The organism is Candidatus Synechococcus spongiarum SH4 (assembly GCF_000586015.1).
GTDB classification, from domain to species: Bacteria; Cyanobacteriota; Cyanobacteriia; order PCC-6307; family Cyanobiaceae; genus Synechococcus_B; species Synechococcus_B spongiarum_F.
In genome coordinates this window covers 1-15598 of record NZ_JENA01000013.1, presented here as the reverse complement: position 1 = coordinate 15598, position 15598 = coordinate 1, and the positions used below count along the sequence as shown (strand labels likewise).

Annotated in this window: 12 protein-coding genes; 7 read left to right on the top strand and 5 right to left on the bottom strand. The window is 64.4% G+C overall.

The window, feature by feature from the left end; translation table 11 throughout:
* From BG35_RS0101525 to mrdA, 4 genes are all read left to right on the top strand, one after another.
* Positions 1-1181, top strand: a 1181-nt coding sequence (locus BG35_RS0101525) for a 3'-5' exonuclease (protein ID WP_025781392.1), incomplete at its 5' end; no start/stop codon positions are given.
* A 3-nt stretch (positions 1182-1184) separates the two neighbouring features.
* Entirely contained in the window at positions 1185-2240 is a 1056-nt protein-coding gene (locus BG35_RS0101520) for a tRNA nucleotidyltransferase/poly(A) polymerase family protein (protein WP_025781391.1), read from the top strand.
* Positions 2241-2308: 68 nt separating this feature from the next.
* Complete coding sequence (locus tag BG35_RS0101515; RefSeq protein ID WP_152535121.1) at positions 2309-2734, top strand: hypothetical protein; 426 nt, start codon at positions 2309-2311, stop codon at positions 2732-2734.
* On the top strand, positions 2734-4542 hold the full coding sequence (mrdA, locus tag BG35_RS09770; protein ID WP_034416449.1) for a penicillin-binding protein 2: 1809 nt from the start codon (positions 2734-2736) through the stop codon (positions 4540-4542). Before BG35_RS0101515 ends, mrdA begins: the two co-directional genes overlap by 1 nt.
* Here the strand turns inward: mrdA and recA are convergent.
* The 5 genes from recA to BG35_RS0101485 form a co-directional block, all read right to left on the bottom strand.
* Positions 4539-5705, bottom strand: coding sequence for a recombinase RecA (recA, locus tag BG35_RS09765; protein WP_051506080.1), 1167 nt, complete (start codon positions 5703-5705; stop codon positions 4539-4541). The two genes, mrdA and recA, sit on opposite strands and share 4 nt — an antisense overlap.
* A gap of 93 nt (positions 5706-5798) precedes the next feature.
* Positions 5799-6554 carry an HAD family hydrolase gene (locus BG35_RS0101500; RefSeq protein WP_025781389.1) on the bottom strand — a complete coding sequence of 252 codons (756 nt, stop codon included), beginning with the start codon at positions 6552-6554 and terminating at the stop codon, positions 5799-5801.
* Between the two features lie 37 nt (positions 6555-6591).
* Positions 6592-8625: a ribonuclease J gene (locus BG35_RS0101495; RefSeq protein ID WP_034416447.1), complete on the bottom strand. Its 2034-nt coding sequence runs from the start codon at positions 8623-8625 to the stop codon at positions 6592-6594.
* A gap of 8 nt (positions 8626-8633) precedes the next feature.
* A complete protein-coding gene (dapA, locus tag BG35_RS0101490; RefSeq protein WP_025781387.1) occupies positions 8634-9569 on the bottom strand; it encodes a 4-hydroxy-tetrahydrodipicolinate synthase in 936 nt (311 codons plus the stop codon).
* Entirely contained in the window at positions 9566-10666 is a 1101-nt protein-coding gene (locus tag BG35_RS0101485) for an aspartate-semialdehyde dehydrogenase (RefSeq protein WP_025781386.1), read from the bottom strand. Before BG35_RS0101485 ends, dapA begins: the two co-directional genes overlap by 4 nt.
* Before the next feature lie 128 nt (positions 10667-10794).
* Here BG35_RS0101485 and tig point away from each other — a divergent pair, with 128 nt between their 5' ends.
* The 3 genes from tig to BG35_RS0101470 all read left to right on the top strand — a co-directional run bounded on the left by tig (position 10795) and on the right by BG35_RS0101470 (position 15524).
* Positions 10795-12201, top strand: coding sequence for a trigger factor (gene tig / locus BG35_RS0101480; protein WP_025781385.1), 1407 nt, complete (start codon positions 10795-10797; stop codon positions 12199-12201).
* Positions 12202-12307: 106 nt separating this feature from the next.
* A complete protein-coding gene (clpX, locus tag BG35_RS0101475) occupies positions 12308-13675 on the top strand; it encodes an ATP-dependent protease ATP-binding subunit ClpX (protein WP_025781384.1) in 1368 nt (455 codons plus the stop codon).
* Positions 13665-15524, top strand: a complete 1860-nt coding sequence (locus tag BG35_RS0101470; RefSeq protein ID WP_025781383.1) for a DNA polymerase III subunit gamma/tau — start codon at positions 13665-13667, stop codon at positions 15522-15524. The genes clpX and BG35_RS0101470 overlap by 11 nt, the downstream gene beginning before the upstream one ends.
* The last annotated feature ends 74 nt before the right edge of the window (positions 15525-15598 follow it).

The following is a 15598-nucleotide window of genomic DNA, read 5'->3' as shown; positions in this document are numbered from 1 at the left end:
ACATGGCTGTTCTCTATCGGGTCAATGCCCAATCCAGGGTTCTGGAGGAGGCTTTGGTGCGCGCTTCAGTGCCCTACACCATCGTGGGCGGCCTGCGCTTTTATGACCGCCGGGAAATCAAGGACGCCCTGGCCTATCTGCGCCTTGTGATCAATCCCGCGGATAACGTCAGTCTGTTGCGGGTCATCAACGTGCCCCGCCGGGGCATTGGCAAAACCACGCTCCAACGCCTGACGGATGCCGCCACCCAGTTGGGGGTTCCCCTCTGGGAGATCATCTCCGACTCGGAGTCGGTGCAAACCCTGGCGGGACGCAGCGCCCGTTCCGTGCTGCAATTTGTGGATTTGATCAAGACCTTGCAGCAGCAGGCGCCGCATATGACTCCCGTGGCGGTGGTGCAACGGGTGATTGAAGACAGCGGCCTCATGGCCCAATTGAAAGCGGAGGGCGCCGACGAGGCGGAGGAGCGGCTCCGCAACCTGGGGGAACTGGTCAATGCGGCGCTGCAATACCAGGCGGAAACCGATGCACCCGAACTCCGGGATTTCCTCACCTCCGCCGCCCTCGCCAGCGAAGACACGGACAAGGAGAAAAGGGATCTCAAGGCGGACCGGGTGGTGCTGATGACCTTCCATGCCAGCAAGGGGCTGGAGTTTCCCTTGGTGGCCCTGGTGGGTCTTGAGCAGGGGTTGTTCCCCAACCACCGGGCCATGGAGGATCCGGCCGCCATGGAAGAGGAACGCCGCCTCTGCTATGTAGGGCTCACCCGGGCCAAGGATGAACTCCACCTCTTCCATGCCCGGGCGCGCCGGCTCTGGGGTGGCGGGCGGGAACCTGCCCTGCCCTCCTGTTTCCTGGAGGAACTGCCGGAGCAGGTGGTGGAGATTCGGCGTCCCCGCAGCAGTGGCGTGTTTCTGCGCCGTCAGGTTCACCGGGACAAGCTGCTGCGCAGTGACCGACCAGGGGACAAACCGGCCCCCCATGACATGAGTGGAGCCACCCGGATCGCCTGGCGTCCCGGGGACGTGCTGGAGCATGAGCAGTTTGGACAGGGACAGGTGACCCATTGCTTCGGTGGAGGCAGCAAGGTGTTCCTGGCCGTGAAGTTTGACAAACAGTCTCCCGCCAAGGTGCTGGATCCCCGCCTTGCTCCCATCCGCCGGGTCGGCGCCGCTGGCTGAGGCGTGGCAGACGCCCCTGTGCCCCCGAACCTGGCCCCTGAACTCCAACACCTGCTGGGCCGGCACGCCAGCCGGGCCTTGACCACACTGCTGGCCAGCCTCAGCGGCCAGCCCCTGGGGGTATGGCTGGTGGGTGGGGTGGTGCGGGATCAATGGCTCCTCCGTCACCACAACGGGGCCGGCCGGGGACGGGTGGTTCAACCCATGGACGTGGACCTGTTGCTGGCGCCGGATCACCAGGCGCCGGAGATCACCTTGCCCCAACTGGCGTCCCACTGGGAGGCGGCTTTGGCGGCGGCGGGATGGTTTCTCAAGGTACAGGTCCATGGCGATTTCGGCACGGCCCGGTTGGTGCTCCAACCCTCCCGCCCCACGGATCAGCCCCCGCTCGCCATTGACGTGGCCATGGCCCGTACCGAGCACTACCCCGCGCCTGGGGAGAATCCCCGGGTGACTCTCACGACGGCGCCTGATGCAGCCCTGGCGGACCTGCGCCGCCGGGATGTGTCCATCAATGCCATGGCCCTGCCATGGCCCCATGGCCCACTGCTGGATCCCCACGGCGGCCAGCGGGATCTGGAGCGGGGCCTGCTGCGCTTCCTTCACGCCGCCAGCCTCCGGGACGATCCCACCCGGGTGATTCGCGCCGCCCGTTACGGGGCCCGCCTGCACATGGACCTGGCCCCGGAGGCGCGCCACCAGCTTCGGGACGTCATGGCCCACTGGCCATGGCGACGTGACCCCCCCTGCCCCCCAGCCCTGGGGAGCCGCCTGGGTATGGAGTTGGCCTTGCTGCTCCGGCAGGAGCCATGGGGGCAGGCCATCACCCTCCTGCAGCGCTGGGGCGCCCTGGACCTGGTGGACTGGTCCGGAGCCTTGCAGCAGGACGCAACATGGCGGCGACGCCTGCACTGGTCTGCCCGCTGGAACCTGCCCCTGCTGCCAGCCCTGTTGATGGGCGCCGCCGACCCGCTGGCGGTGGCTCAACGGCTACAACTCCCCACGGCCCAGCAACGGCTCATGGCCCAGACCTTGGCGCTGCAGGATTGGTTGGGGTAGGGGGACAGCAACCTGTTCCCCATGATTTTGATCATTGGCGCCCCTTGCGGTGGCGGGAAGTTCCCACCATGCCCCTTGCGGACTCCATACCATGGGGGCGTGTGGAGACGGCCATGGCCAACGATCCCTTGCAGAATCTGCGGTTGCAGATGCTCAACGATGTCCTGCCGGTTGGTCTGGGGGCCGTGGCCCGGCTGCGCTCGGCCCGGGCCGGAGAACTGTTCAACGACCTGACCAGAGGACAGGACGGCGTTGCCAACCTGCGCCAGGACGGGGAAGAAGATGCCCGCCAACTGCGGGACTTCCTGGATCAACTGTCTCCCGGCCTGGGCAATCCGGTGGTGGAGGTGGACGTGGAAGTGCAGCAGTCCCGGTCTGGCGACCCGTCCGGCCAGGGGGAGGATATTCAGGAACTGCAGGAGCGCCTGGCGCTGATGGCGGAGCGGGTGGCCCAACTCAAAGCGGCTCTACCCGCCGCCGGAACGGAGTCTTGATGATGGGCGCGACGCCCCTGGAAGGGCAGTTGTCACGCCAGGTGGGACTGGATCAAGACAAATACAGGCTGGCGCTGGCGCTGGCGCTGGCGCTGGCGCTGGCGCTCAGTGGACGACTCTTCTGGCTCCAGATCATTCAGGGGGAGCAGAATCGTGTGCGTGCCCGGGAAAATAGCGTACGGGTGGCCCCCAGCCAGCCCATTCGGGGGCAGATGCTGGATCGCCATGGGGAGGTGCTGGTGGCCAGCCATCTGGTCCACAAGCTTTACGTGTGGCCCAAGCAGGCAGTTGGTCCCAACTGGCGCCGCCTGCGCCAGCACCTGAGTACCCTGCTGGGTGTGCCCGAGGAAGAACTGGAGCAACGGCGGGCCAACTCTCGCCCAGGGGACTACCGCATTGCCCTGACCGATGTGCTCACCCCGGCCCAGACCATCAAGCTACTGGAGCAGGCCGATGAGCTTGAGGGGGCGGAGGTGGGTGTGGACTACCTGCGGGCCTACCCCCACAGCACCCTGGCGGCCCATGCCCTGGGCTACACCAGTCCTGTCACCGATGAAGAGCTATACCATCTGGCGGGCCAGGGCTACCAGATCCAGGACCGCATTGGCCGCACCGGCCTGGAAGCCGCCTATGAGCAACACCTGCGGGGGCAGTGGGGGGGGCGCACGCTGGAGGTGAGCGCCAACGGGAACGTGCAGCGTCCACTGGGGGAGAAGCCCTCCGTGCCGGGCAAGGATTTGCAACTCACCCTGGACCTTGCTCTGCAACAGGCGGCGGAGAAGGCCATCGCCAACTACCCCGTGGGCGCCATTGTGGCCATGAATCCACAGGACGGGGCGATTCTGGCCATGGTGAGCCGCCCCGCCTATGACCCCAACTTCTTCTCCCAACTGATCAAGCCCCAGGCACAGTTGGATGCCTTGTTTCGCTCCAGCACCCTGCCCATGCTGAACCGGGCCTTGAATCCCTATAACCCGGGAAGCGTGTTCAAGGTGGTGACGGCTGCTGCGGGAATGGAGTCCGGGATGTTTCCGGCGGAGACAAAGCTAGACACCCCCGCCTGCATTGTCTATGGCAGCCACTGCTTCCCAGAACATAACGACGAGGGGTTTGGCGAGATCGGCTATGAGGATGCCCTGAGCTTCTCCAGCAACACCTTCTTCTACCAGGTGGGTGTGGGTTCAGGCTCCATGGCGCTCCATGACGCCGCCGTGAAACTGGGCTTTACCCAGCGCAGCGGCATCGAGATCGGCTTTGACGAGGATCCGGGCTTGGTGGGCAACGAGGAGTGGGCCGCCGCAGGCCGCGGCTGGGCGGAGCCTGGTAAAACCCCCTGGATCCCTGAAGACATGGCCAGTGCCTCCATCGGGCAGTCTGTGGTGCAGGTGTCTCCCATGCAGGTGGCCCGGGCCTATGCAGCCATTGCCAATGGGGGCTGGCTGGTGCAACCCCACTTCTCGGCCCTGGATCCGCAAACGGGTGAACCGGTGGATTGGCTGGCTCAACGTCAACCCGTTGACTTTCAATCCGAGACCTGGGCCACCCTGCAGCGGGGGTTGCGCAAGGTGGTGGCGGACGGCACCGGATACGGAATGAACAGCGAGACCTTACCCGCTGTTTCCGGTAAGACAGGCACCGCCGAAGACAACTCCTCCCACGGGGAAGACCACTCCTGGTTTGCCAGCTTTGCCCCCTCCCACAACCCTGAAATTGTGGTGGTGGCCTTTGCCGCCAACACCCCGGGGGGAGGCTCTGCCCATGGGTTGCCCATTGCCAAGGCGGTGATGGAGGCGTATTTCAATCCTTAGGCCGAAGCACCAGCCGAGGGTGTGCGGGTGGCAGTTGCCGATATGGCTTGAGCATCGCCCGTTGCAGGTTTCCCTGGCAGGGGGGCGGCGGCCCCCAGAGATTTGGCGGCGCCGGCAGCGATGGGGCGCAGGGAATTGGCCATGACTGCCGAGCCCTCGCTGAGCTTCTTGCGTACAAGGTCGTCAATGGTCTGCCGGAGCGTCTCGTCCTGCTCCAGGCAGCGGACGGTATTGTCACGCCCCTGCCCCAGATTGTCCCCTCCATAGCTGTACCAGCCTCCTTTCCGCACCACCACACCTGTCTCCTCGGCCAGATCCAGCAAGCAGCCCACGGCATTGATGCCGCGGCCGAATTCGATATCGAATTCAGCAATCCGAAAAGGTGGAGCCACCTTGTTCTTGGCCACTTTCACCTTGGCGCGGATGCCGTATTCCTTGCCGGAGCGTTTCAGGGTTTGGATGCGGCGAATGTCCAGGCGCACCGAGGCGTAGAACTTGAGCGCATTCCCCCCGGTTGTGGTCTCTGGGTTGCCGTAGACCACGCCAATTTTCAGGCGCAGTTGGTTCAGGAAAATGACCGTACAGCCGGACTTGCCAATGTTGCCCGTGATCTTGCGCATGGCCTGGCTCATGAGCCGTGCCTGACTGCCCACCGACACGTCCCCCATCTCCCCCTCGATCTCTGATCGGGGCGTGAGGGCCGCCACAGAATCCACCACGATCAACGCAACGGCGCCGGAGCGCACAAGTTGATCCACGATCTCCAGAGCCATTTCCCCTGTATCCGGCTGGGAAATCAGCAGGTTTTCCACGTCTACCCCCAGGGCGGCGGCATAGCCGGGATCCAGGGCGTGTTCCGCATCCACAAAAGCGGCCACACCCCCATCCTTCTGGACCTGGGCAATGGCGTGGAGGGTCAGCGTGGTTTTACCGGAACTCTCCGGACCATAGATTTCCACCACACGGCCTTTGGGATAGCCCCCTCCCAAAGCCAGATCCAGAGGCAGGGCGCCGGTGGAGAAGGTCTCCACCCGCATCCGGGAGGCATCCCCCAGGCGCATGATGGATCCTTTGCCAAAGTTGCGCTCAATCTGGTTCAACACCAGCCCGAGGGCCTTATCGCGGGACTGGGCATCAGCGGAGGAATTGGAGTGAACGGCCATGGTGAAAGAGATGGGTCTTGTGAGGATGTATTCCCACGCTTGCCAGGGTTGACACACCCGGAGGAAGTACGTTTGAGCCATAACAGCCCGACCTCAGGTGGGCCAAGCCGAGAATGGAGCACAGAAGGCGGCATGATCCAGCCAACGGGCGGGTGGGCGAAGCTGCTGCCGGTCAGCATGACGCAAGTAGCCCCAGGCTGCCAAGTAACAACCGATCCCCCCGAGTCGGGGATCCGCCATCACGGTTTCAAGAGTGGGGAGTCGGTCCTCCACAAACCAGACCGGTTGCCGCCACTCCAGCAGGCGCTGCAATACACGGGTTTTGGGGCCGTCCTCCCGGCCGTGGACAGCGGTGGGCCGGAGACCGTCCTGCTCCAAGAGGGCGGCGGCAAAGTCTTTCCCCTTGGTGGTGACCACAACCCAATCCACCCCCTCCTCGGCGCCACAGCGGCGCAACCGCTCCGCCACGCCGGGATAGAGGCGGTGCCGGGCCAGCCACCCCTGGCGATCCTGCAACAGACAGTCACTGCGGTGGCGCTCCAGGGCGCCCTGCAGCGCCGCCGAGGATTGCCCCAGCCGCGCCTGCCACCGCCGCAGCGCCCCCGGATAATCCTGGAGAAACACCGCCTCGGCGGCGCCGTGGGCCAAGGCCCAGGCCACCACCACCATCTCCCAACCCGTATGCACCCAGGGACGAATGCGCCGGAACGCCGGGGGAACCTCCCCGTTGGAGGCCATTGGTGGGGCGCCAAAGCCCTGGGCCACATGGAGGCTGCTCCTCCAGTACTCTTCCATGCCGTCCACAAGGACCCCGTCAAGGTCCAGGGCAAGAATGGCGGGGCGGTTCATCAGATGGTGGGGGCCGGGGGATGCTGTAGCTACCCCGTCAGGTTGTGCTGGCGCGGCTGCGGCTGCGGCTGCGGCGCGTACGTACCGTCTCCGCTGCTGTCGGCCCCGCCCCATTGGGCTTGACCTCCGGCTCGGGGCTGGCCAGAGCGGACGGCGCAGTGGATGGAGACGCCATGGCGTCATTGGCGCTGTTGGCGCCCCAGCGACGGCGATCCATGAGGGCCGGGTTTCTGCTTTGACCATTGGCGCTGTCGTTCCGTTGCAGTGGACGGACGCCGTTGGGGCGCACCCCGATGCGACCGGGGCGCGCCAGGATCCCCTTCTCCTCGGTGTCGGGGGCTTTGTAGACGGCTGTGGATCCCTTGGGGGTCGGTTGCACCACCACGATGATCAAGGGCTCAACTTCCAGTTCTCGCCGCAACCGCCGCTGCAGGCCCAACTCCACCTCCCGCTGCAGACCAACCCAGTCCACGTCCTGAAGATCATCCCCGCCACGGCAGAGTTGTTGCCAGCGGTTATCCAGCACCCATTGCACTTCATGGTCGGTCCAGTTGGCAAAGTGCCGGGGCGCAAGTGAAGTGGCCACGCCCCGCAGGGTTACCCGCGCCGGCGCCCCCATGTTGCCTGCGCTGCTGATGCTCACATGGGCAACCAGGACGCCATCCTCCGCCAACTGCTGACGCTCCTTCAGCACCTGGGTGTTGATCACCCCTTTGCGGGAGCTGTCCAGAAGCTCGATACCGGCCTTCACCGGCTCACCGCGGCGGATGGACTCCGGCGTCAACTCCACCACGTCACCATTCTCAATCACCAACATGCGCTCCGCCGGCATCCCCATGGACCGGGCTGTTTTGCAGTGCTGCACCAACATGCGATGTTCCCCGTGGACCGGGACAAAGAACCTGGGGCGGGTGAGGGCAAGCATCAATTTCTCGTCTTCCTGGGAGCCATGGCCGGACACATGGATGCCCTTGTCCTTGCCGTAGATCACCGTGGCTCCCTGCATCATGAGCTGGTCGATGACGTTGACCACGGCAATGGTGTTGCCGGGGATGGGGCTGGCGGAAAAGATGACCGTGTCCGTGGTCTTGAGTTGTACGTGGGGATGTTCGGCCCGGGCAATTCGACTCAAGGCGGCCAGGTGTTCTCCCTGGCTGCCGGTCATGAGCAGCAGCAACTCCCGATCCGGCAGATCCCGCAACTGCTTCATGGTGAGGAAGAGGTCGTCGGGACAACGGATGTAGCCCAATTCCCGAGCCTTGGCAATCACGTTGAGCATGGATCGTCCCAGCAACCCGACGCGACGGCCGTGCTTGAGGGCCAGCTCCAGGATCATGCTGACCCGGTGAACCGAACTGGCAAAGGTGGTCACCAGGACACGGCCTTCCGCCTGGGCAACGTGGCGATCCAGGTTGGGGAACACGGCCCGCTCCGGTGGCGTAAAGCCGGGCAACTCCGCATTGGTGGAGTCGCTCAACAGACAGAGGACTCCCTTCTCCCCGTACTGGGCCAGGCGATGCAGATCAAACCGCTCCCCGTCCACGGGGGTGTGGTCAAACTTGAAGTCCCCCGTGAAAACAATGACGCCCACCGGCGTGGTAATCGCCAGGGAGAAGCTGTCGGCGATGGAATGGGTGTTGCGAATAAACTCCACACTGAAGTGCTTCCCCACCTTCACCACGTCCCGGGGACGGACGGTCTTGGTTCTGGTGCGGTCGCTCACCCCCGCCTCCTTCATCTTGCCGTCCAGGAGAGACAGGGCCAGGCGGGGACCGTAGATGACGGGAATGGTGAAATGTCTCAGATGGTGCGCGATGCCGCCAATGTGATCTTCATGGCCGTGGGTGACAATCATGCCGCGGATGCGCTGTTCGTTTTCCCGCAGGTAGGTGGTATCAGGCATGACCACATTGACCCCGTGCATGTCTTCACTGGGGAAGGAGAGGCCGGCATCCACCAGCATCAACTCGTTTCCGTACTCGAAGACGCAGGTATTTTTTCCGATCTCGTGGAGGCCGCCAAGGGGGATGATGCGCAGAGGCTCAACCGAGCCGTTCGGGGTTTGGGTCATGGGCGAAGCTATGGGGAAAGAGTCTGTCCAGCCGGAGTCGAGGCGGCTTCCAGGCTCTGCATCAGGTCATGCAGGTGGGCTTTGAGGCTCGCGTCTGCGGCAAGAAGGGGGAGTCGTGGGGCGCCAACGGACCATCCCCGTTGTTCCAACGCCGCTTTGACGGGTATGGGATTGGGCTGAAGGAACAATGCATGCATCAGAGGCAGAAGCTGGTCATGGTGGGCGAGGGCTGCGGCCGCCTCCCCTGCAAGGTGGCTCTGGATCATGGCTCGGAGGCGCAACCCTTCCAGATGACTGATCACACTCACCACACCGACGGCGCCAAGGCTGAGCATGGGCAGGGTGAGGGTGTCGTCACCGCTGTAAACCGCCAGGGAGTGTCCACAGGCAGCCCGCAAATTTGTGACCTCCTCCACCGTGCCGCTGGCAGCTTTGAAGGCCCGCACGTTGCTGCAACCGAGCAGACGGCTGACAGTCTCCGGGAGGAGAGAGCAGCCAGTACGACTGGGAATATTGTAGAGCATGAGCGGCAAATCCGGGACCGCATCGGCAATGGCGCGGAAATGGGCCTCCAAGCCGGCTTGGGGAGGCTTGTTGTAGTAAGGCACCACCAGGAGGGCCCCGTCCGCACCCAGAGCCGCTGCCCGGCGGCTGGCGGCCACAGCCTCCTCCGTGCAGTTGCTCCCCGTCCCGGCCAGAACCATGGCCCGTGTGCCCACGGCGGTCTTCACTTCCCGCAGTAGCTCGTCCTGCTCCCGCCAACTGAGGGTGGGTGATTCTCCTGTGGTGCCGCAGACCAGCACCCCGTCACTGCCCGTATTGACCAAGTGGTCCGCCAGCCGGGCTGCAGTGGCCAGATCCAGGGCGCCTTCCCCGTTAAAAGGGGTCACCATGGCGGTAATGATGCGCCCAAAGACGGGGGGGACGGACGAGGGGGTGTTCATGATTCCAGCGCGGCAGCGCCTTGGTTGAGTTGCTTGGGAAACGGGGGCCTGAGCCAGCCGTGACGCACCATGGCTTCGGCAATCTGCACCGCGTTGAGGGCTGCTCCCTTGCGGATCTGATCCCCACAGAGCCAGAGTTCCAGGCCGTTGGGGTTGCTCAAGTCCTGGCGGACGCGCCCCACGGCCACGGCATCCTTCCCGGTCACGTCACTGGGCATGGGGAAGCGGTTGGCGGCCCAGTCGTCAATCATCATCACACCGGGGGCTTCCGCCAGAACCTGCCGGGCGGCCTCCACCGGGACAGGAGCGTCGAATTCAATGTTGACCGCTTCCGCATGGGCCCGCAGAACCGGCACCCTCACACAGGTGGCGCTGAGGCGCAGGTCCGGCTGCGCCAGAATCTTGCGGCTCTCCCGGAGCATTTTGAGTTCCTCCTCGCAGTACCCGTTCCCGGCAAGAGGGGAGTTGTGCAGGAAGAGGTTGAAAGCCAGGGAATGGGGCAACACACGGCTCCGGGGTTGTCGGCCCTGGAGCACATCCCGGCTGGCGGCCTCCAGCTCCGCCATGGCCTGGGCGCCAGCGCCGCTGGCGGACTGGTAGGTGGAGACCACCACACGGCGCAGGGGGGCCAGACGCCGCAACGGAGCCAGGGCCAGCAGCAGCAGAATGGTGGTGCAGTTGGGGTTGGCAATAATGCCCCGGTGCCGGCTGGCCGTCACCAGGTTCACCTCCGGCACCACCAGTGGCGTCTGGGGATCCAGACGGAAAGCGCTGGAGTTGTCGATCAGCAGCGCTCCATGGGTCCCCATGACCGGAGCCCACTGGCGGGAGACGGATCCACCCGCGGAGGCCAGCACCAGATCAGCCCCGGCCAGCGTCTCCTCGGACACCGCCTCCACCACCAGGCTCTCGCCCCGAAAGGTGAACCGGGCGCCAGCCGAGCGGGGGGAAGCCAGGAGTCTCAGGCTGTCCAAGGGGAAATCCCGCTGCTCCAGTAGCGCGATCAGTTCACGGCCCACGGCCCCGGTGGCGCCCAGCACGGCAACCGTGGGAGGGCAGGCTCCCAAGGGGTCAGGGGCGCGGCTTGCAGTGGTCATCAGGGCGGAAGCTGGATCCACCGGAGAGATCGGTTGTTGTGCTGAAACCAGCCTAAGCCCCTGGCGGGCGCTGCCCATGGCGCGGTTGCCTAGGATCGGGCATCCTTACACGTTGTACTTTCCCCGCCATGGCCTCTGACCTTCAGGTCAAGACGTCTCCGCGCCCCCAGAGCCGGCTGGCCCTGGAGGTGGTTGTCCCTGCCGAGCGTTGTCAGCGCAGTTACGACAAAGCCATGCGGGGACTGTGCCGCACCGTGCGGCTGCCCGGCTTCCGCCCGGGCCGGGTTCCCCGAACCGCCGTGCTCCAGCAGTTGGGCGCCCGGCAGGTGTGGATCACGGCCCTGGAGCAACTGCTGGAGGACACGGCCCGGGACGTGCTCAATGACGAGGATCTGAACCTGCTGGGGAAGCTGCAGCTTCAGGATTCGTTTGACGCCTTGGCTCAACAGTTCAAACCCGGAGAGAGCCTCACGCTGAACATGGAGGCGGACGTGCGACCCAGCGCCATGCTGAAAGCCTATCGGGACCTGGAAGTGGAGGTGGAGGAAGCCTCCGGCGAGGCCATGCTTGCGTCCGCGCTTGAGCAACGGCGCCGGGAGGCCAGCACCACCGTGCCTCTGGAGAGAACCACGGCGGAGCTGGGGGACGTGGCGGTGATCAAGCTGCTGCCGCCGCCCCGTGACGGACTGGAGGAGGAATCCCCTCTGCCCAGGGAACGGGAGTTGGAGGTGGATCTGGAGGAGAGGTTGGAGGAGGATGAGACCGTGAGCGGGATTGTGCCCTTGATCGTCGGCATGGCGGTGGGGGAGACCAGGGCGCTTCCCGAGGAAACCAAAGGGGACGAGGCCGACGGGGAGGACGGCGAGGCGGAAAACAGCAGCCCTGCCCGGCAAGATCCGGATCCGGAGAACGGGACGAACCGTGTATCCATCACCTTGTGCGGATTGAAGGCGCGTCGGTTGCCGGAGTTGGACGATGCCTTTGCGCAGAAGGTGAGCCGCTTTTCCACCATGGCCGAGTTGAAGGAGGCCCTGGGCCGGGAGATTGACCGCCAGGTCCAGGAGGACAACAAGGAGAGTCGTCAGGATGCCCTGCTGAACAGGCTCTGTGAAGAGATGGACGTGGAGCTGCCCCAATCCATGGTGGACAACGAGATGGAAGTGGTGAAGGAGGACCGCAAGAAGGAATTCATCAGGAGGCTGGGGTTGAGTCCGGATTTCACGTTTAGCGACAAGCTGCTCCAGCAGCTTGAGTTGGCCAACCTGGAGGAGGCGCGGCGGCGTCTCCAACGCAATCTTGCCCTTGAGACCGTGGCCAGAGCAGAGCAGCTAACGGTTGCAGAGACCGAGTTGGAGGACCGGATTCGGACCCTGCGCAAGCAGCTCAAAGCCGGGCAGGCCCGCAAGCTGGACTCCAGGAAACTGCACGCCTTTGTGAAGACGGGCCTGCTACGGGAGAAGGCCATGGCCTGGCTGGAGGAGCACAACACCTTCAAGGTGCGCACGGCCATGGTGGAATCCAGCGTTGAACCATGATTCAATGCAGGGGTAAGGACGGGCGAACCGAAGCGGCGCCAACCACTTCCACAATCAACTCGTAGGGCGGATAATGGTGGCTGGCAACTTTGCGCGGAGCACTACGATAGCGAAACCCGACGCCCGGCTTCGGTGCTCCTTTTGTGGAAAACCCCAGGACAAAGTCCGGCGGCTGATTGCCGGACCTGGGGTCTACATCTGTGACGAGTGCATCGACGTCTGCAACGACCTCCTGGACGATGAATTCGCCGGGCTGGCGGGTGGCGGCGGGGGCAACTTGCAGCCGGCCCTGGGGCCGTCGTCAGGAACCTCCTCCCGTGGCGGTCCCCCCCCCATCACCCTGGTGAGCGTGCCCAAGCCCCAGGACATCAAGGCCCACCTGGACAACTACGTCGTTGGCCAGGACGAAGCCAAGAAGGCCCTTTCCGTGGCCGTGTACAACCACTACAAGCGGCTGGCCTGGTCTGGTGGGTGCAGCGATGAGAAACACCCCCTCGGCACCCAACTGGAAAAGTCCAACATTCTTCTCGTGGGGCCGACGGGCAGCGGCAAGACCCTGCTGGCGCGCTGCCTGGCGGAGGTGCTGAAGGTGCCGTTCGCCGTTACGGATGCCACCACCCTCACGGAAGCGGGCTATGTGGGGGACGACGTGGAAAACATCCTGCTGCGCCTCTTGCAAAAGGCGGACATGAATCTGGCGACGGCCCAGCGGGGCATTATCTATATCGACGAGGTGGACAAGATCTCCCGCAAGAGTGAAAGCCGCTCCGTCACCCGGGACGTGTCCGGTGAAGGGGTGCAGCAAGCCTTGCTCAAGGTTCTGGAGGGAACCATCGCCAACGTGCCCCCCGAAGGGGGCCGCAAACACCCTCATCAAGAGACCATCGCCATCGACACCAGCCATATCCTCTTCATCTGCGGCGGCGCTTTTGTGGGTCTGGAAGAGGTGGTGAAACGCCGCCTGGGCAGGAACTCCATCGGCTTTGTCCATGACCGGAACAAGGATCAGAGGCAACAGCCCTCGACAGCCAACATTTTGAGAAAGCTGGAACCGGAGGATCTGGTGCAGTATGGACTGATCCCGGAATTTATCGGGCGCGTACCGGTCGTCACCGTGCTGGATGCCCTGGATGAGCAGTCGCTGCGGGCCGTTTTGACGGAACCACGCAACGCCCTGGTGAAGCAGTTTCAAACACTATTGAGCATGGACGACGTGCAGTTGGTGTTTGAAGAGCGCGCCATTGAAATCATTGCCCGGGAGGCGGTGCGACGACAGACAGGGGCAAGGGGGCTGCGGAGCCTGGTGGAGGATCTGATGCTGGACGTGATGTATAGCCTGCCCTCCAAACATGACATCAAAACCTTCACCGTCACTGCGGAGATGGTCACTCAGCACCAGCACCATGGCAACAAGGTGACGCTCCAGCGCGACATTCCGAGCCACCAGGAAACCGCCGTCGACCATGTCCTATGAGCCGTTACACCACCGCTACCGCCCCCAGCGGTTTGACCAGCTTGTGGGTCAGGCCCCGATTGTGCGCACCCTGACCAATGCCATCCGGCTGCAGAGGATTGCTCCGGCCTACCTGTTCACCGGACCCAGGGGAACGGGCAAAACCTCAAGCGCCCGCATTCTGGCCCGTTCCCTGAACTGCACCAGCAGCCCGGAACCCACGGCGGAACCGTGCGGCCAGTGCGAGGCCTGTGGCGCCATTACCGCCGGCAATGCTCTGGACGTGATCGAGATTGACGCCGCCTCCAACACAGGGGTGGACAACATTCGGGAGCTCATCGAGCGGGCCCGTTTTGCGCCTGTGCAACTGCGCTGGAAGGTCTATGTGGTGGACGAGTGTCACATGTTGTCCACCGCGGCCTTCAACGCTCTCCTCAAAACCCTGGAAGAGCCGCCGCCACGGGTGGTTTTTGTGCTGGCCACAACAGATCCCCAACGGGTTCTGCCCACCATCGTTTCCCGATGTCAGCGCTTTGACTTCTGCCGCATCCCTCTGGCGGAGCTGGTGCAGCATCTGAGCTGGATCAGCCGGCAGGAGCAGATTGCCATTGCTCCCGATGCCCTGCGCCTGGTGGCCCAATTTGCCCAGGGCGGCCTGCGGGATGCGGAAAGTCTGTTGGACCAGCTCAGCCTGCTGCCACCCCCCATTGAGGCCACCGCCGTCTGGGAACTCATGGGCGCCGTGCCGGAGCAGGAGGCGCTGGAACTGGGAACCGCATTGGCCAACGGGGAGCCCCTCCCCTTGCTGGCGCTGACCCGCCAGTTGTTTGACCGGGGCTATGAACCCAACGCCATCCTGCAAGCGTTGACCGCGCTGCTGCGGGATCTCCTTGTGGCGGTTCTGGCCCCTGACCGCCAGGCGCTCACCACCGTCAGCCCCGCCAGTTGGGAGAAAGCCGCCAGGCTGGCGCAGCAGTTTGGCCGTGAGCCATTGCTCAGCGTATTGCGGGATCTCAAGGGCGCTGAAGCCCAACTCCGCCACAGCAGCCAGCCCCGCCTCGCCCTGGAGGTGTTGCTGGCCGGTCTCCTGGCGGAACCAAGGCCCGCAGTTGTTCCAGTTCCAGTCCAGCCCCCTTCCTTTGCCGCGGACCGTTCCGGCGACCGCCAGCGCGGGTTGCCTTCGCCACCCGTACCCTCCGCACCTGCGCCAGCGGGTCAGCCCGCAGCAGCGCCCCACCAGCGTCCGCAAGTCTCGTCCAGGGCCGGAGCACCCGTTGCCACGCCCCCCGCCGCCAGGGATCCTTCGGCAGAGGAGAGTGCAGGCAAAGCTTCGGAACAGGATACGCTCTGGCAGGCCATCCTGGCCCAACTGAAACTGCCCTCCACCCGCACCATGCTGCAGCAAAACGGGAAGGTGGCGTCCTGGGATGGATCCCGGGTGGTGGTGCAGATCAATCAGGCATGGCTGGCGATGGCCAAGGCCCGGAGACCGTTGTTGGAGCAGGCGGTCGCCGCAGCCCTTGGCGAGACGGCCCGTCTGGTGCTGACGGGGGCGCAATCTGGAAAAGCTGACCGCGGCCAACGCCCTGTCTCTGCCTCAGAACCAGCGCCCGGCCCTTCCCGGCAGAGGGCGGCTGACCCGCCCCGCCCAATCCAGGCCCCGGCTCAGGCCCAACAATTCCCCCCTCAGCCGAGACCTCAATCTCAGCCCACTCCCAACCCCCGGAAGCAAAACCACACCCGTCGGGAACCCTCTCCTTCCCCGGCTTCAGCAATGCCCCCCGGCGCCTCACTGGATGCCACCGCCAAAACACTGGCCAACTTTTTCAATGGCGAGGTGGTGGACAACAGCAACGACGCTCCCGGGTAGGGTGAAGAAGCACCAAAGAACAGAACGTTCCCCGTGTCAACGAAAGTACAGATGGAAAGGATGCCGATTGAAGG